The organism is Streptomyces sp. NPDC002209 (genome assembly GCF_042890265.1).
In the GTDB taxonomy this organism is placed as follows: Bacteria; Actinomycetota; Actinomycetes; order Streptomycetales; family Streptomycetaceae; genus Streptomyces.
In genome coordinates this window covers 104930-121663 of the sequence record NZ_JBIARX010000009.1, presented here as the reverse complement: position 1 = coordinate 121663, position 16734 = coordinate 104930, and the positions used below count along the sequence as shown (strand labels likewise).

Sequence of the window (16734 nt, the reverse complement as noted above, 5' to 3'; positions counted from 1 at the left end):
AGAATGGACGTTATGCACTAATTATTCCGGATGGGAAATGAGCATGACGGACCTCAAATTTGAACAGAAGCGCTCGCTGTCGCGTTTTGAGGCGGCTGACCAGCTCACGGCACTCGCAGCCATGCTGAGGGAGGGCGGTGATGCCGAAATGGAACTCGGCCCCGGGTCACTGAGCCTGAGGATTCCCGACGACCTTCGCAGCGAGATCGAGGTCGAGGTCGGCAACGGGCAGATCGAGCTCGAGATCGAGTTCAAGTGGCCGATCACACCGAGCCAGGCAGCTCCACCGCACACGGCCGCAGGCACAGAGAAGGCCCCGAGGCAGAAGACCGATGCCGCCGCCCAGCGCGACCGGAACGGCACCGGCACCAGCAGGACCAGAAGCTCCAAGCGATCCAGCACGAAAACGCCCTGAGCGTCAGGGCGGGAGGCGGACCCGGGACGGCCGGATCCTGAGCGGTACGGCGGGCCGGCCCGCCGGTGCCGTACCGGTCCCGGTCGGACCGGTACGGCACCGCCAACCGGCCCTCGAGCGGCCGGGGCGCTCAGGCGGCTTCGGCGAGCACAGCGTCGATCAGCTGCCGCTGGTCCTCGGTGAGGTACGGATCCTGTAACTCCACCAGCTTGCCATCGACGTGGATGGCGTAGCTGAAGCCGTCCGGCACGGGTTCCCGCCCTGCGGGGCCCTCGCCGCTGAGCACGCGCTCGGCCAGCCGTTCCAGCTCTGCGCCGTCGGCGCGGCACTCCGTTTCGAGGGAAGCAGTCCGCTCCCCGCCCGCGAACCCGCCGGTGCGTGTGACGGTGATCAACATGGTGAGACCTCCTTGAACAGCACGCCACCTGGTCGGCCGTTCAGCCGGGCTGGGCCGGGAGGTGGCGAATGGCTGTGGACAGCCTTCGCCTGCCCGCGAAAGCCGCACACGTGCCGCTCCGGGTGACACCGGCCGCGAGATGTCCGAAAGTGGCCCTGCCACACAGCCGCGACGTACACCGTCAGGGGTGGCTTCGCTTCCCGGGGTACTGGCATGCCGCCGTGTCAAGCCGTTGCTTGGTGACCTGCGAGCGGCTCATCAGGTTCACGTTTCCCCCGACGCGAAGGTCATGCCTGTGGGCCGGCGGGGGTGCCGCCGGCCCAGGGCGTCTACGTGCCGAGGCGCGGTGAGGGCGAAGGCGGCGAGCGGCAGATAGGGCAGGTAGCCGTCGGCTGTGCCGAAGTACTCGAACGCGTCGATGCTCACGATCGCGTCGAAGCTCTCCGCATCGAACGGCAGGGCGTGCGCCTCCGCCCGTACCGCTGCCAGCCGGTCGCCGACTTCCGCCTCCGCGAAAACGCCGGCCGCATCCTCCCTATCGGGCCGCACGTTCCTTCCCGGGCTCGCCCGCTCGACGGTAGGCGGCTGCGTCTGACAACGGTCGGGCGCGGGCACCGTCGGATGAGGCCGTGAACACCTACCTGTGGGACGGGACGCCGGTCAGCGGGCGAGTATGTGGCCGTCTTGGGGGCGGTGGTCGCGGGAGCGGCGCAGGTCGGTGGTGACGTAGGTGCGTTGCAGCCAGCGGTCTGCTCCGTCGTAGCGGGGGCGGAAGCCGGTGCGGCCATGGACGGTGACGCGGTTGTCGATGATGACCAGGTCACCCGGATTCAGGCGCAGGGTGCGGGCGGTCGCCTCGCAGGCGCGGCCGAATTCGGTGAGCGCCGCGGCGGCTCGAGGGGTGAGTGGGGTGGTGACGAGTTGGGCCATCCGTATGTCGGGATCCTCGACCGCTCCCGACAGCACCGGTCGGGGCTCGACATCGGGTTCACTCGCGGCAGCGTCGGGGCCGAAGGAAGGTGGTGGTGTGGTGATGAACTCCGGTGCGAACAGGGCCTGTCGACTGGCCGGGGTGAGGAGCGGCAGCGCTTGGCGGATGCCGGCGACGCGCATGCCGGCGATCCGGTCGTGGTCGGCGCGCAGGCACAGGAAGATCACATAGTCGGGTGGGTGGGGGTGGAAGCCGTTCTCGGTGTGGAAGGACAGCGGCACCGATCCGGCGTTGCCGTGGAAGCTCTCCTGCCCGGGCACGGGCACGACGTCCTGCACGAGGGCGCCGGATTTCTCAGCCCGGTAGGCGAGAGGCTCGCCGAGCCCGCAGGCCACCATGGTGAGCACCGCGGCCGAGACGGTGGCCCGGCGCTGGACCGAGCCGGGCACGGACGGTGTCGCGGGCAGGGCGGCCTGATCGACGGGCAGGCCGCCGATCACCAAGGTGCCTTGTGAGCCGGAGTGCCTCCGAAATCGGCGCATCCCACGGCGCAGCGGGTACGGAAGGTCCTCCCAGGCGTCCCGGGCCCGGGCCACCCACCCGGGGTTGTCGACCTGCTCGTGGTCGCCGGTGCACAGGGAGCGGGCCAGTTGCTCGCACGCGCCGGCATCGGCCGGGTCAAGTGCCCAGTCGGCGGGGACGGCAGAGCTTCGGGTGGTGCCGGGCGTCGTCTCGGGCATCAGGGTCTCCTGCCGAAGGTGTGGGCGGCGGACACGCGGACTCACGAGTGGCGCAGGCCGGCCACGGCGTCGGCGATGTAGTGGTCCCCGAATCGGATCAGGGAGGCGTACTGGGCCGCGCGGCGATGGCGCATGAGCCGTAGTTCGGCGACAGCGTTGTCGGGTCCTTCGGGTTTCTGAGCGATGGAACGACGCAGATGCACCATGGAGTACGCGAGGGTGACGTGCCGTTCACCGTCTACGATGTCTGCTTCCAGGAGCGCGCCCCGTGCCTCGGCCAGCTTCGGGGCGCGGGCCGCCAACTGCTCGTACGGGTCGGGAACCACGGACAGCAGGTCCTTCATCGCCGCCCGGAACAGCTTGTATCCACGGTGCTGGCGCCCGCTCAACGGTACGTCCACCGACGGGGGCGCCATGGTGTGGCGTATCGCCGCCATGTAGTAATCGGCCGGGACCGTGCTGGCGTGGGTCATGGCCGCCGGGAAGCCCCGCACGTACACCGTCGCATCTGCCAACCGCGGCAGAGCGGCATCGCCGTCGCCGTGCCGTAGATGGCGGGTGGCGTCGGCCACCGCGACCGCGGCGCAGATGTTGAACAGGACATGGACCTGGTGCCCGATGAGCCACCGAGCGCTCCACACGCTTTCCATCGACGCCCCCGCAGCAGGCTCGGGGGCGGCCACCAGCGGTAGGGAGTCAGGGTCGGCGCCCGGCGCTGCGCCGGTGAGGTCCAGCGCCGCCTGCCGCATCCCGGCTGCCTCCAGCGCCAGGTCGGCGCCCGACAGTGGAGCCTCACACAGGTCTTCCAGACCGCGGTGTACGACCAGGACACCGTGCAGGGCGGCCTGCTGATCCGACAGTTCCCCTTCACGGACCCGGAAGAACGACTGACTGGTCGACTCCGCCGGCAATCCCTCACCGGCCACGGCCGGAGCCAGAGCCGACAGCGCGGCCACCAACTCACCGGCGGCCGCAGCGGCCTGCCGCAGCGCGAGGGTCCGCTCGACAGGTCTGGCATGGGTCGCCAACCCGGCCAGCACGCGCGCGGTGCGCTTCGCCTCAGCATCGACCCGTGGGCCCAGCACCGGGACGGAGCGCCCGCCTCGGGGCTCGCGGAAAACAGCGACAGCAGGATGACCGGCAACCGGCGATAAGCCCATGGTTGAAGTACTTCGCCAAGAACACTCCACACGAAACCTGATCCGTAAGATCATTCTTGACCTCTCTCGCAGAAGGTGAGCTCGGCCGAGTCGACGCCGATCTCGCCCCGTCGGCCGTGCTGTGCGGCGGCCAGGCGGGCCTGGAGGGGGGCGTTGAGGCCGGAGGGGTCTGCGGTCTACGTGCTGCCATCCGTAGCGGTCGTTGCGGTCAGAGTCGGCATCAGCCGGCAGAACCTCGCCCGCGGCTACGACCGCGTCCGTGCCCATGAGCGCCGTGGCCGGCGGCTGCACCGCTCCCTGCCGACCCGGCGCTCACCGTGCCCGTCGGCCGGGTAGAAGGTGAGCCCTGTCTCGGGGTGCCAGCCGGCCGGCCCGGAGGTCGGCGGCCGGCCGCCGACCGGGGTGGCGGTGGCCGGGGCAACCGGTACTCGCTGGCCCGCCGGCCCGCTGGCCCGGGAGATTACGGATCCCTCATTTCGGTGCCTCTGGGGCCTCCGCGTCACGGATGCTCAACCCAGCCCGGCCTCGACCTCAGCCCTCGGACCCCTCCCAGCTGCTGGGCACCGACGAGTGGTGTTCCACCGGCCTCTGCGTACCCCAGCGCCGCCCAGATCAGGAATGCGCACGCACCACGCGCACGAAAGACAGCCACACCAGGTGGCCGGTCCATAGGGAATCGACCTAGTGATGTGACCGGGACGAGTCCCCAGGTGTCACGGCACGAGCACGATCTTGCCGCGCACTCGGCCGCTCTCACTCAGCTCGTGGGCCCTGGCCGCCTCGGTCAGAGGCAGCGTCTCCGCTACGGACGGGCGTACCCCAGCGCGGTCCACCAGGCTGGCGAAACCGGCCAAGTCGGCCGGGGTCGGTTCGAGGTAGTACTCGAGGAACCGCACGCCGTTCGCCTGTGCCTGCTCCGTCACGGCCGTCCGGTCGACCCCGACACCCACGACGTCGATGAGGATGCCGCCGCGCTTGAGCGTACGCAGCGACCTCGGCCCGTACTCCTTGCTGATCGTATCGATCACCACGTCCACGTCACGCAGACTCGTGAAGTCGGCCGTCGTGTAGTCGATGAGTTCGTCGGCGCCGAGCTCGCGCAGGAAGGCGTGCTTGGCCGCCCGGGCCGTGCCGATCACGTACGCCCCGCGCGCCTTGGCGATCTGCACGGCGAAATGTCCCACGCCGCCCGCCGCCGCGTGCACCAGAACGCGCTGGCCGGGCTGCACCTGGGCGATGTTCACCAAGGTCTGGTAGGCGGTCAGGCCCGCGATGCCCAGTGCCGCCGCGTGCACGTGATCGAGGGTGTTGGGTTTGGCGGCTATGGAGGTCTCGGGTACGAGCACGTAGTCGGCGTGGCTGCCCCGCGGCGGGGTCACCCATCCGAACACCTCGTCACCGGGCCTGAAGGCGCTCCCTCCTTCACCGACCTCGTCCACCACTCCGCTGAACTCGTGTCCCAGGACGAAGGGCGGCTCGCCGAACCACTGCACGTGCCCGGCGCGGACCTTCCAGTCCGCCGGGTTGATGCCCGTGGCATGGACGCGCACGAGCACCTCACCGGGCGCGGGGCTGGGCCGGTCGGCCTCCGCAACTTCGAGAACTTCCGGACCACCAAAGGAAACCTGCTTGATCACTCGCATGTGATCCATTGTCAACGAACGCCATAGATGAGGTGAGGAAGGTCCGGATGTCGGTCAAACGACCAGTCGTAGGCTGCACTTCATGCGTGCGGCGTGCCCTCACGGTCGTGGAGGCCGGGCAGACTGCGGCGATCGGGGAACCGCCCCCGTGGCAACGTTGGCCGCGGCGCCCCCGTCCCTGGAGCCTGCCCACGCAGTGCCCGGCCTCACCGCCCTGCACCGCCACACTCTGGGCGACCGCGTGTGGTCCATCGGCATCGCCACAACCCGGCGCGGTCGCGCTCCTGAGCCCTGGCGAGCACAGGCAGTCACCCTTCTGCCTGCCCCTCGTGCCGGTTCAACCGGCACGAGCAGCAGGGGCGGCGGGGTCGCATCACGCGACGGCGGTTCCCTCAAGTTCGACCATCTGACCGGGGATCGCCAGTCGCGTCACTCCGAGCATGGTGGAGGTCGGCGCCACCGCGGCGGCGCCCAACCGCGCCGCCAGCACGCCGTAGTGCCGGCAGAGCAGATCGACGTCGGTCGTGTAGACGTTGAGCCGGACGAGGTTCGCGAGAGACATTCCGGCCTTGCCCAGCACGGCCTCCAGGTTGTTGATGCTCAGCGTCAACTGCGCCGCCATGTCACCGTCGTGCTGGGGCTTGCCGTCGCCGCTCATCGCGGTCTGCCCCGAGATGTACAGGGTCCGCGCGTGCCCTGAGACGACCTCACCCTGGTTGAATCCCAGCTCCTGCGACCACGTCATCGGGTTGACCGCCGTTCGTTCCACTGCCACAACAGCTCCATTCGATTCATGGGAGTACGGACGTCCATCGGCTCGTCACGGCCGCTTCGACGTCTCGCCAACGAGCCTCCCAACAAATCACGACACCCTCTGTCGTCTATTCCATAGAGTTCTCGCATGCGCGCCGACCGGTTGGTCTCACTGGTACTACTGCTGCGTCAGCGCGGTCGGCTGACAGCGGACACGCTGGCCCGCGAGCTGGAGGTGTCCACCCGCACCGTGCTGCGCGACATCGAGGCGCTGTCCGCGGCCGGCGTCCCGGTCTACGCCGAACGTGGCAGGCACGGCGGGTTCGCGCTTTCGCCCGGTTTCCGGACCGAGCTCACCGGGCTGAACCACGACGAGGCTCTCGCCCTGCTGACCGCCGGATCGGGGCGCGGCGAGCAGGTGCTCGGCCTCGGCTCGGCGCTCGCCTCGGCCAGGCTGAAGGTGGTCGACGCGCTGCCCGAAAGCCACCGGGCCTCCGCGAGCGACGCGGCCCGGCGATTCCTCGTCGACCCTGAGACCGACCTGCTCTCACGCCGGCTGGTCACTGCGGAGGTACCCGACACCACATTGATCGAGGTCCGGCACGCGGTGCTCTCCGGACGCAAGCTGCGCATCCACTACGCGGCCACAGGCCAGCCACCGCAGTGGCGCACGGTGGACCCGATCGGCCTGGTCACCGTGCGCGACCGGGGTTATCTGCTGGCCACGAGGTCCGGCGCGGACCGCACCTACCGGCTGTCGCGGGTGCTCGCCGCCGAGGAGCTCCCCGAAACGGCACAGCGACCGGACCGGGTCGACCTGGACCGGATCTGGCGGGAAAGCTCCGCGCAGTTCCTCTCCGGAGGCGACCACCTCACCGTGCTGGTACGGGTGAACCCGGCGCGGCGGGAGGACCTGCTGGACACCACGCTGGCTGTCCGCGCAGAAGAACCCGACGCAGACGGCTGGCTTCGACTGGAGGTCACCTTCCAGGATTCCCGACACGCCGAATGGGCACTGTGGCAGCTCAGCACGGACGCAGAGGCACTGGCCCCGCAGTCATTGCGCACCTCCCTACGCGACCGCGCCACCGCGATCGCCACCCGCTACCGAGACGCATCCGAGGGTGAGCAGCCGACCCACTTGGCCAAATGACCCCCAGGCACGCCGCTGGGGGACGGGGACATCTTGGTCCTGAAGGGTGATACGGAGCTTTTCCGCCCTTTGTCATGCACCAGCGGGGAAGGGATGCGTCGCCACGAAGATCAGCGGCGCCCCGCCCGGGTGCCGCACGTCCGAATTGGAGTCGGCCTTGGCACCCGTACCGAACGGCACCTACGCGATCACCCGTCCTGGTGAGCAACTGCTCACCATGGAGGGAGGGATGTCGGAGCCCAAGACACCCGTTGTACTGCTGCCGCCCACCGGCAACCCCGGTGAGCAGGAATGGCAGGTGGAGGAACTCGGCAACGGCAACTGCACGATTCGCAATCTCAGGAGCGATACGTACCTGTCCTTCGACGGTGAACCGGAGATGAACAAACCGGTCGTCGGATACCCCGAGCCCCGCGAGTGGGCGCTCTACCAGAGCGCGCAGCCGCACACCTTCCACATCGTCGTCCCCGGAGGCCCCGTCGACGGCGAGGAGCTGGCCCTGGACCTCAGTCTGCTGCGGATCTTCCCGCCCCGCACGGCCCTGAGGCCCCTCGAGGTCGACAACCAACGCCAGGCATGGACCTTCCAGTTCATGGAGTAGCAGCGTGAATCGTGTGCCCGGGTCGGCCGCCGACCCGGGCACCACCTGGTGCTGGGTGACGAACCGCCAGCCGAACGCAGCCGTGTCGGACCGGGATCCGGTGCGGTTCGCACACGCCACCGACTCAGGGGGGACCACCGGCCCGCGACCGGATACCTGCGCCTCGGCCTCGCCACGCCGGCCCGCGGCGGAACCTGCCCGGCAGGCCCACCCTGACCGACCCGGACGGCCGGGCCGTCATCCTGACCACCCGCGAGGAGAGCACCGCCGTGAACACCACCGAGCAGAGCGCCCGTGACACCGTCCGCCGCGTACTGGGAGAGGCCGCCCACGCCGACGTGACCGCGTTCCCCGCCGGGAACCTGTCCATCAGCCTCCACAGCGGCGAACACACCGCCACCATCGACGGCGACGACAGCAGTGGATGGGGCTGGACCGTCGACCCCGGGACCGACGACGGGTTCACCGGACACGAGGACGTCGCGCCGACCCTCGAGGAAGCGCTCACCGACGTACGCGGCAAGATCACAGCCTGAAGGGGGGACGAGGCCGACGGGGCCCGATCCGAAGCACTCCGCCAAAGGCGGTGAGCAAGCCCCCTCATGTCGCATGGTCAGATAGCGTGCGCAGTCATGGGTGAGCTGATATTGATCAGGCATGGCCAGACCGAGTGGAGTCTGTCGGGCCAGCATGCCGGTCGCACCGACGTTCCGCTGACCGACGTGGGCGAGGCCGCTGCCAAGGCGCTTGCTCCGAGGCTGGCCCAGCGCCGTCTGGTCGCCGTGTTCAGCAGCCCGCTGAGCCGGGCCATGCGGACGGCCGAGCTGGCGGATCTGCCCGGTGTCAGGCCCGATCCCGACCTGATGGAGTGGGATTACGGCGGCTACGAGGGCCTGACCGCCGGGCAGATCCGGGAGACGAGGCCTGGCTGGGACCTGTGGCGGGACGGTGTGGTTCCGGGCGACGCCGCCCATCCTGGCGAGCAGCTCGGGCAGGTGGCCGCGCGCACGGACGAGGTGCTGGACCGGATCCGGCCGCTCTTGAGCGGCGGCGATGTCGCCGTCGTCGCTCATGGCCATCTGGCGCGGGTGCTGACCGTGCGCTGGCTCGGCCTTGACGCGTCCGCCGGCCGACTGCTCGGCCATCCGCATCCGGGCACTCTCAGCTTCCTGGCCACCGAGGACGGGCAGCCGTTCATCTCCGCCTGGAACGTCCCGTAGTGACAACGCCGCCGCGTCACGTCTGCGGCGCGAGGCGCCGGTAGCCGATGAGGGCGGCGGCGATGCCGGCGAAGGCGAGGAACGCCCGGCAGGCTGAGCCCGCGAAGACCGCCCTGACGGCTCGAGAAGGTCAGGCGCGGGGTACCTCGCGCTGGTGGAGGACCGCGTCCACGACCTCGGCAGCGAAGCTGTCCGGCGGCTGCTGGCGGCGCAGCAGCACGCGGACCCAGACGGCTCCGGCGACGAGGTCGACCAGCAGCTGGGGGTCGGTCGCGGGGAGTTCACCCCGTGCGCGAGCACGTTCGAAAACGGGCTGCTCACGGGCAAAGCGTTCAGCGAAGAGCTCCCGGGTGAGTTCGGCCAGTTCCGGCTGACCCGACCCACCGGCCAGGGCACGCACGACCGGTTCGGCATGCGGTCCGGTGAGCAACCCGATGATCTGCTCAACGAGCGCAACGAGGTCTCCGCGCAGGCTTCCGGTATCCGGGACGGAGATGTCGAGGGCCCTGGCGTGCAGCACGGTGGCGCGCACCAGGGCCGGCTTCGAGGGCCACCAGCGGTAGATGGTCGTCTTGTTCACGCCTGCCGTTCGGGCGACGGCCTCGATGGTGAGGCCGTCGTACCCGCGCTCCGCAAGGAGTTCGAGAGTGGCGTCGAAGATGGCGGCTGCGGCGCGGGGACCTCTGGTGTCGCTCATGGGAGCATCGTACGCTAAGAATGCAACGCAACGTTGCGTTGTACATTGCGAATGGGAGAGGTTGGACCGATGCCTGCCAAGACTGCCGTCCCCGCCACCGTGACATGGGGCCTGCTGGCCGCCTGGGTGCTGAACGACATCGAGGAACTCGCCACGATGGCCCGCTTCTCGAAAGTGCCGCAGCGCCGGGTGAACATCGCGATCGGGCTCATGGGTTGCGTCGTCGCAGCGGCCTCGGCCGAGGGTGCCCGCACTGGTGGTCGCAGCCGCTTCTTCCGCACGGCCGTGACGGGTTTCGGTCTGCACGGAGTCACCCACCTGGCATCGGCCGCCGCCTTGGGCCGCTACACGCCGGGAGTGGCGACGGCCCCGACGGTGGTGATTCCGTACGCGCTGTGGGCGGCCCGCCGCATGCGATCGGCAGGCATACCGTTGACGAACGGCGATGCCCGCGAGGCGGTGCTGCACGGCTTGGGCCTGGCCGCAGTGACGACCGCAACGGTCCACGGAGTGGCCTGGCTTGCGACCCGAAGCTCGACCTGACGCCATCCGCCGGGCAGCCTGGTGGGACCTACCGGAACGCCACGGTCCGCGGAATGCGGTCAACGGCGTGCCCCTCGCATGCACGATCACCGGGAATCGGCCCGCGGAACGGGGCTCGCGCACCACGAGGACCGACGCACGCGGTCGTTCCGTACGCTGGTGGCATGCGCATGCGCCCGACTCTGAGCTGGACCCCGACCGAGGGCCTACGTCCTGGCACCGCTGATCTTGAGCCGGTCGCCGATGCGCTGAGGACCGGCGGTGTACTGGTGCTCAGCGGGGCCGGCATGTCCACGGAGTCGGGCATCCCCGACTACCGGGGTGAGGGTGGGAGCCTGAGCCGGCACACCCCGATGACGTACCAGGAATTCACCGCCAGCGCTCAGGCCCGGCGCCGCTACTGGGCGCGCAGTCACCTGGGCTGGCGCACGTTCGGCCGCGCCCGGCCCAACGCCGGGCACCGGGCTGTGGCGGCGTTCGGGCGGCACGGTCTGCTCTCGGGGCTGATCACCCAGAACGTCGACGGCCTGCATCAGGCGGCCGGCAGCGAGGGGGTGGTGGAACTCCATGGAAGCCTGGAGCGGGTCGTCTGCCTCTCCTGCGGCACGTTCAGCTCCCGCCGTGAACTCGCCCAGCGGCTCGAGGAGGCCAATGCGGGCTTCGAGCCGGTGGCCGCCGGACTGAACCCGGACGGTGACGCCGACCTCACCGACGGACAGATCGGGGACTTCTCCGTTGTGCCCTGCTCAGAGTGTGGCGGCATCCTCAAACCGAACGTGGTCTTCTTCGGGGAAGCCGTTCCGCCCGGGCGGGTCGAGCGCTGCCGTGAACTGGTCGGTCAGGCGACGTCGCTCCTGGTTCTGGGCTCTTCGCTGACAGTGATGTCCGGGCTCCGGTTCGTCCGCCTGGCAGCCCGGGCCGGGAAGCCCGTGCTGATCGTCAATCGGGACCCCACCCGTGGCGACGAGCACGCCGTCACCCGCGTCATGCTCCCCCTGGGAAGAACACTCACCACCTTGGCCGACCGCCTGGACATCCCCGTCGACGGCCAGGCAGCCGGCTGAGTCGGGCACGAACCGAAGCCTCCGCGGGAGCGGGAGCGGGAGCGGGAGCGGGCTGAGGCAGGCCCGCTCCCGCTCCTGCGGAGCTGAAGCGCCGGCTCCCGTCCGGGGGGGGGTGGCCCGCCCGTGCACGCCACCCCTCGGGAATCACTTCGACTGGTAGACGCCGAAGACGTCGAGCACCAGATCAGCGTCCTGATGGCCCTGGTTCCAGAAGGTGATGACGCCGTGGTCGCCGTCGCTCGCCTGCACGAGGTTCGGGACGGTCGTGCCGGCCGTCCAGTTCAGGGTGGAGGAGCCGGGGCGTGGCGCGGCGGGTGCGGCGGGCTCGCCCGGCGCCGGCAGTGCGTAGGGGCTCGGCGCCACCGAGAGGAATCCGGTGCCGCCGGTCTCGGTGACGGTGGCGTTCAGCACGTACGCCTCGACGCCCGCCGGGGTCGCGGCCTCGGGGGTGAACCCCTGCGTGATGTACTCCCGGGCCCGAAACCTGCCGCCGGGCCAGCCGTACGCCTCCTGCCGGGTGTCCAGCGTCCGGAACGGCGTGAAGGGCAGGAAGGCGGCCTTGCTGTCCTTGCTGTAGTAGCCGACGACGTCGACCACCACGTGGGTCGGCGACCAGGCCCCGTTGAAGATCTTGATCGTTCCGTCCGGGGCCACCGGCACGATCACGGCGTTGGCCACCGTCTGGCCGGGCACGAAGTTCAGGTTCGACGCCGTCGGGACCGGCCCGGTGCCGGGGAAGGCGGTCAGGTGGCCCGGCCCCTGGGGTTCGGTCACCGTGACGTTCAGTGCCACGGCCGTGATGTTCTGGGGCACGCCCTGCAGGCCGCTGATCCGGGTCGTGAAAGCACTGCGGGCGGCGAGCATGCCCCGGGCCGCGCCGATGCCCTCACGGGTGTCCACGAACCGGGCGGGCGTCATCGAGGTGTAGCCGCTGTCCGAGGCCCGGGTGAAGTAGCCCGTGACGTCGGCGATCAGGTCCACCGGGCTCCAGCCGCCGTTGAAGAGCTCCACGTAGCCGTCCTCGCCGACCGGCACGATCACCAGGTTCGGGACGGAGCGGCCGGCGGTGTAGTTCAGGTTCGAGGTGCCGGGGCGGTCGTAGCCCGCTCCGGGCCACGCGGTCACGTACCCGCTGTCGACGGTCTCGGTGACCGTGACGTTGAGGGCGACCGCGGTGACGCCCGCCGGGACGGCAGCGTTGCCGGCCACCTTGACCCGGACTGAGCCCTGCCCGGAGACCTTGCCCACGGTCGCGCCGGTGCCGTTGCGGGTGTCGAGGAGCCGGGTCGGGGTGTGCGGGGTGAAGTCGGCGCCGGGGGTGAGGAAGGCACCCCCGTTGGCGGCCTGGACGGCGTTGGCGGTGTCGGTCACCGTCACCTTCACCTGGTACTCGCCGGACTTGTCGTACGTGTGCGAGTGGTGCAGCTCGGCGTTGCCCTGGGCCGTGACCGTGTCCTTCTTCCCGTCGCCCCAGTCGATGACGACGTCGAGCGCGAAGTCGGCGCTCGTGACCAGGGCGGTGAGCTCGATCCCGTGCGCGGTGTAGCTGGTGCCGCTGACGTCCACCGCGAGGGCCGGGTTGGCTCCCGCGTCCAGCGCGGCTTGCGCGGCCTGCGCGGCCTGCGGTGCGGCGGTCTTGGCGTTCGCCTTGTCGTTCCTTTCGGCGGCGGGCAGGGCCGTGCGGATGGTGCGGTCGGCCGGGCTGTGGAAGCCCTCGGAGGTGGATGCCTTGGCTATCGCCTCGGCCACACCGGCCGCGACGGGTACGGGATCCGCCGCCTGCGCGGTGCCCGGGATGATGCCGATACCGGCCGCCACGAGGGCAGCGGTCATTACGAGTCGGTGGTTGCGCACCGGCCCCCCAGTTGTGGTGATGAGCGAAGAGGGGCCAACGTATGGAAGGTTCCGGCCAAAGGTCACGGATCCTGGCGCAATTCACTCCTTAGGAGTCACGGCTTACCGGCTGTGCGGTTTGTGATCGACAGGGGGCCGCCGCAACTGCGGGCCTGGGGCCCCGTTACGGACGATGCGAGTCGGCGCCCAGCAGGCACGGCTTCGGCCGGGCGGGCCCGTGCCGATCGAACCTCGTTCCGGGCGCAGGATGCCCTCGCCCACACGACCGGATCGCGTGAGCCGCGGGCGGCGGTCGGTTCAACATGCCCGCCCGGCCCGATACGCATCAACGCGCCCGCCGCCGTGCGGCGCTCGGCACCCTCGGCGATTCGGCCAACCTCCTTTTGTGGCAGCGCCGTTGCGGGAGGCGGGTCGGTGTAGTTTCCACGGTCCGCCGCCCGCTCTATCCCGGGACTTCAGGGCCGACCGAAAAACGTGTGTTCGAAAAATCGGGAACCGTCGTTGAGCTCACGACAGCGTCCGAACGGCGATCCAGGGGGACCCGATGACCGCATCCGAAGCGCCCGGCAACGCGACCGGTGCTCCGCCTCCGCCGCCACCGGCGGAGATCACCTACAGCGGGCAGTACTCCGTCAATCCGCTCGCCGAGGTCTCCTTCCGGAAGATGTGCGCCACGCTCCCGGCGGTCCTGGCCGGGATCGGTCGCCTGTCGTGGCGGACCGACCGCCGGGCCGTGCGACTCCTGATCGGGTGCCAGGTCGTCACGGGCGTGTCCGCGGCAGTGCTGCTGGCCGCCACCGCCCGCGCGATGGGGCCCGTACTCGGCTCCGGAAGTGCTGCCGACCGTCTGCACGGAGCGCTGCCCGCGCTGCTCGTGGTCGCGCTCGCCGCCGCGATGAACCGCGTCGCGGGGGCCGTGGCCACGTACGCCGAGCGGCGGATCACTCCTCTGCTGACCTCGGAGACGGACAGCACCCTGGTCGAGGCGGTCTGTCGGGTCGAGGCCTCCGCCTACGCCGGGGACGGCTTCTCCGACCGGCAGGAGGCGGCCGAGATGGGGGTGGTCCGCACCCATGTGATGGTCACCGACGCCCAGCGCTTCATGTCCTCGCTGATCCGCCTGGTCACCGCCGGCAGCGTCCTGTCGCTGCTGAACGTGTTGATGCTGCCCCTGCTGCTCCTCGCCGTACTGCCGGCCGGGGTCGGCGCCGTACTGACCGCCCGCGTCGACTACGAGATCCACTACGCCAACGTCTCCGACAGGAACGTGCGCGGCATGATGCGCTGGTGGGCCACGGCCTCCCAGTACGGCGACGAAGTCCGCGCCAACTCGATGACCGACTACCTCGTCTACTGGTACCGGGCTCTGTCCGACCGGTGTGACCGGCGGAACCTCGCCGCAGCGCCGCGGACCCTGCGGATCTCCCTGCTCTCCGCGCTGGCAGGCGGCGTCTTCCTCCTCGCGACCTGGGGAGCCCTCGCCTGGCTCGCCGTGACCGGCCGGATCGAACCCGCCGTCGCCGCCACGGCCGTCATCGCCGTCCAGACCGCGCTCGCCGCCCTCTCCCAGGTCGTCATCAACGGCGCCGCGGTGTTCCACACCAGCCTGTACCTGAGCGACATGCAGTCCTTCCTCGACGAGGCCGCCGCCCGTGCGCCCCGGCGCGGACCGCACGGGATCACCGGCCCGGTCGAGCAGATCCGGCTCGACGAGGTCGTCTACCAGTACCCCGGCAAGGACAAACCCGCCGTGGACGGCGTCTCCCTCACCCTGGGGCGCGGCCGGATCCTCGCGATCGTCGGAGCGAACGGCTCGGGGAAGTCGACCCTGATCCGGCTTGTCACCGGGATCTACCTCGCCGACAAGGGCAAGGTCACCTGGAACGACACCGACCTCGCCGACACCGACCCGGCCACCGTCTGGCGCCTCACCGGCCTGGTGCCGCAGGACTTCGCCAAGTGGCCGCTGCGGGTCCGCGAGAACATCACCCTCGGCCAGCCCCGCACCCACGACGACGGGCCCGTGTGGGAGGCCATCGACGCGGTCGGCCTGCGCGAGGCCGTCGACGACCTCCCCAACGGTCTCGACAGCCTCCAAGCCCGCGACATCTGGGGAGGTGTGGAGTTCTCCGGCGGGCAGTGGCAGCGCGAGGCGTGCGCTCGGGCCCTGTACCGGCTGCCCGGGCTGCTGGTCCTGGATGAGCCGACGTCTCAGATGGATCCGCGCGGTGAACACCGGATCTTCGAGCGGATCAAGGCCGTCGCCGCCGACCGCATCACCATCATGGTCACCCACCGCCTGGAGAACACCAAGATCGCGGACCACATCATCGTGCTGGAACACGGCCGGATTTCCGAGCAGGGCCGCTATGACGATCTCGTCCACGGCGGCGGAACCTTCGCCGAACTCCTCGCCCTCTCCCAGGACCGCTGACCGGCTTCACCCCGCCCGACCGCTACCGACCAGTGCGGCCGACACCTCCAGGAGAACCCGTGTTTCCTCATCTCACCGCATCCGACAGCCGTGTGCCCTGCCTCGTGGGGGCCTCACGCCCGGGCAGGAGGTCCGCCGGATGAGGCCGGCGAAGCCGCTGCCCGCGGCGGTGCGGCGCTGGGCGGAGCAGCGGATCGGGCCCCTCGTGTCCGTACGCGACGCCTCGCACGACCGGGACCGCTCCCGGGTGTGGGAGTTGGAGGGCGCAGACGGGGTGCACCGGTACGTGAAGGTCTCGCCCAGCGAGAAGTTCTTCACCCGCGAGACCCGGGCGTACCGCCATGTCGTCCCCGCGCTCGGGTACCGCCGGGCGCCCCACCTCATCGACAGCAGTGCCCAGGACCTGGTCCTGCTGCTCACCGCGGTGCCCGGCGTCCCGGCGAAGGAGCTCGGCCAGGCCACCGGTGACTGGCGGACCGTACACCGGCAGGCCGGAGCACTGTGTGCCCGGCTCCACGAGGCCGGCGAACTCGACCGCGCCGATCGGGTGGAGGCCGAAGCTTCCCTGGAAGCCGCCGCGGACGGAGCGCAGAAGTACCTGGCCCGCGCCGGTGACCGGCTCACCGAAGGTGAGCAGCAGCTGATCCGCGACCACGCCGCCCAGCTCCGCCGCGTCGGCCCGGTGCCCGTCGGATACGTCCACGGCGACAACCAGCCGCGGAACTGGCTGTGGTCCGAGGCCGGGCTCGCCCTCGTCGACTTCGAACGGACCCGACCGGCCGCCCGTGTCCAGGACCTCGTCATCCTCGCCGCCACCCAGTGGGTCGACCACCCGGACCGCGAGAAGGCGTTCCTCCAGTCGTACGGGCGCGAGCTCACCGATGCCGAGCGGCACGCCCTGCGCTGCCTGACCGCGCTGGACGCGGTCAGCTGCCTGGCCTGGGGCCCGGACGACAACGACCAGACGGTCACCGCCCGAGGCCGGAGGACCCTGGACCGGCTCATGAGGGAGAGCCGCCCGTGAGCGCCGCCGCACACCGCAGTGCCTCGCGTGAACCGGCCGAGGAAGTCGGTGACCGCCGGTGCACGTCCGCCTGCCGCCGCAGCCGCCGGCGCCCTGGTTCTCCAC

Annotated in this window: 16 protein-coding genes and 1 pseudogene; 9 read left to right on the top strand and 8 right to left on the bottom strand. The window is 70.4% G+C overall.

Annotation, left to right across the window (positions count from 1 at the left end; translation table 11 throughout):
* The first annotated feature begins 37 nt into the window (after positions 1 to 37).
* The gene (locus tag ACFYXK_RS19570) at positions 38 to 415 is read left to right on the top strand and encodes an amphi-Trp domain-containing protein (RefSeq protein WP_389412239.1); all 378 of its coding nucleotides are present in this window, start codon (positions 38 to 40) and stop codon (positions 413 to 415) included.
* A gap of 130 nt (positions 416 to 545) precedes the next feature.
* On the opposite strand, the gene ACFYXK_RS19565 is transcribed toward ACFYXK_RS19570, so the two are convergent.
* The 6 genes and pseudogenes from ACFYXK_RS19565 to ACFYXK_RS19540 all read right to left on the bottom strand — a co-directional run bounded on the left by ACFYXK_RS19565 (position 546) and on the right by ACFYXK_RS19540 (position 6055).
* Positions 546 to 812, bottom strand: coding sequence for a protealysin inhibitor emfourin (locus tag ACFYXK_RS19565; protein WP_389412238.1), 267 nt, complete (start codon positions 810 to 812; stop codon positions 546 to 548).
* 369 nt (positions 813 to 1181) lie between these two features.
* Positions 1182 to 1346: pseudogene (locus ACFYXK_RS19560) on the bottom strand (class I SAM-dependent methyltransferase); the annotation flags it as partial.
* Between the two features lie 126 nt (positions 1347 to 1472).
* The gene (locus tag ACFYXK_RS19555; protein ID WP_389412237.1) at positions 1473 to 2483 is read right to left on the bottom strand and encodes a TauD/TfdA family dioxygenase; all 1011 of its coding nucleotides are present in this window, start codon (positions 2481 to 2483) and stop codon (positions 1473 to 1475) included.
* Between the two features lie 41 nt (positions 2484 to 2524).
* The gene (locus ACFYXK_RS19550) at positions 2525 to 3568 is read right to left on the bottom strand and encodes a hypothetical protein (RefSeq protein WP_389412236.1); all 1044 of its coding nucleotides are present in this window, start codon (positions 3566 to 3568) and stop codon (positions 2525 to 2527) included.
* A gap of 788 nt (positions 3569 to 4356) precedes the next feature.
* Positions 4357 to 5286, bottom strand: coding sequence for an NADP-dependent oxidoreductase (locus tag ACFYXK_RS19545; RefSeq protein ID WP_389412235.1), 930 nt, complete (start codon positions 5284 to 5286; stop codon positions 4357 to 4359).
* Between the two features lie 373 nt (positions 5287 to 5659).
* Positions 5660 to 6055: a RidA family protein gene (locus tag ACFYXK_RS19540; RefSeq protein ID WP_389412425.1), complete on the bottom strand. Its 396-nt coding sequence runs from the start codon at positions 6053 to 6055 to the stop codon at positions 5660 to 5662.
* Between the two features lie 132 nt (positions 6056 to 6187).
* Between ACFYXK_RS19540 and ACFYXK_RS19535 the strand changes: the two genes are divergently transcribed.
* From ACFYXK_RS19535 to ACFYXK_RS19520, 4 genes are all read left to right on the top strand, one after another.
* A complete protein-coding gene (locus ACFYXK_RS19535; protein ID WP_389412234.1) occupies positions 6188 to 7192 on the top strand; it encodes a helix-turn-helix transcriptional regulator in 1005 nt (334 codons plus the stop codon).
* Between the two features lie 157 nt (positions 7193 to 7349).
* Positions 7350 to 7793: a hypothetical protein gene (locus ACFYXK_RS19530; RefSeq protein ID WP_389412233.1), complete on the top strand. Its 444-nt coding sequence runs from the start codon at positions 7350 to 7352 to the stop codon at positions 7791 to 7793.
* A gap of 269 nt (positions 7794 to 8062) precedes the next feature.
* Positions 8063 to 8329, top strand: a complete 267-nt coding sequence (locus ACFYXK_RS19525) for a hypothetical protein (RefSeq protein WP_389412232.1) — start codon at positions 8063 to 8065, stop codon at positions 8327 to 8329.
* A gap of 96 nt (positions 8330 to 8425) precedes the next feature.
* Complete coding sequence (locus ACFYXK_RS19520; protein ID WP_389412231.1) at positions 8426 to 9013, top strand: histidine phosphatase family protein; 588 nt, start codon at positions 8426 to 8428, stop codon at positions 9011 to 9013.
* 130 nt (positions 9014 to 9143) lie between these two features.
* Here the strand turns inward: ACFYXK_RS19520 and ACFYXK_RS19515 are convergent, their stop codons facing one another.
* A complete protein-coding gene (locus tag ACFYXK_RS19515; RefSeq protein WP_389412230.1) occupies positions 9144 to 9710 on the bottom strand; it encodes a TetR/AcrR family transcriptional regulator in 567 nt (188 codons plus the stop codon).
* Positions 9711 to 9779: 69 nt separating this feature from the next.
* Between ACFYXK_RS19515 and ACFYXK_RS19510 the strand changes: the two genes are divergently transcribed.
* On the top strand, positions 9780 to 10253 hold the full coding sequence (locus ACFYXK_RS19510) for an HXXEE domain-containing protein (RefSeq protein WP_389412229.1): 474 nt from the start codon (positions 9780 to 9782) through the stop codon (positions 10251 to 10253).
* 164 nt (positions 10254 to 10417) lie between these two features.
* Positions 10418 to 11317 carry an NAD-dependent protein deacetylase gene (locus ACFYXK_RS19505; RefSeq protein ID WP_389412228.1) on the top strand — a complete coding sequence of 300 codons (900 nt, stop codon included), beginning with the start codon at positions 10418 to 10420 and terminating at the stop codon, positions 11315 to 11317.
* Positions 11318 to 11461: 144 nt separating this feature from the next.
* Here ACFYXK_RS19505 and ACFYXK_RS19500 read toward each other — a convergent pair whose 3' ends face one another.
* Positions 11462 to 13150 carry a PKD domain-containing protein gene (locus ACFYXK_RS19500; RefSeq protein ID WP_389412227.1) on the bottom strand — a complete coding sequence of 563 codons (1689 nt, stop codon included), beginning with the start codon at positions 13148 to 13150 and terminating at the stop codon, positions 11462 to 11464.
* 565 nt (positions 13151 to 13715) lie between these two features.
* On the opposite strand from ACFYXK_RS19500, the gene ACFYXK_RS19495 reads away from it, so the two are divergent.
* Together ACFYXK_RS19495 and ACFYXK_RS19490 are read left to right on the top strand one after the other, a co-directional pair.
* Entirely contained in the window at positions 13716 to 15605 is a 1890-nt protein-coding gene (locus ACFYXK_RS19495; RefSeq protein WP_389412226.1) for an ATP-binding cassette domain-containing protein, read from the top strand.
* 139 nt (positions 15606 to 15744) lie between these two features.
* The gene (locus ACFYXK_RS19490) at positions 15745 to 16629 is read left to right on the top strand and encodes a phosphotransferase (RefSeq protein WP_389412225.1); all 885 of its coding nucleotides are present in this window, start codon (positions 15745 to 15747) and stop codon (positions 16627 to 16629) included.
* Positions 16630 to 16734: the final 105 nt, after the last annotated feature.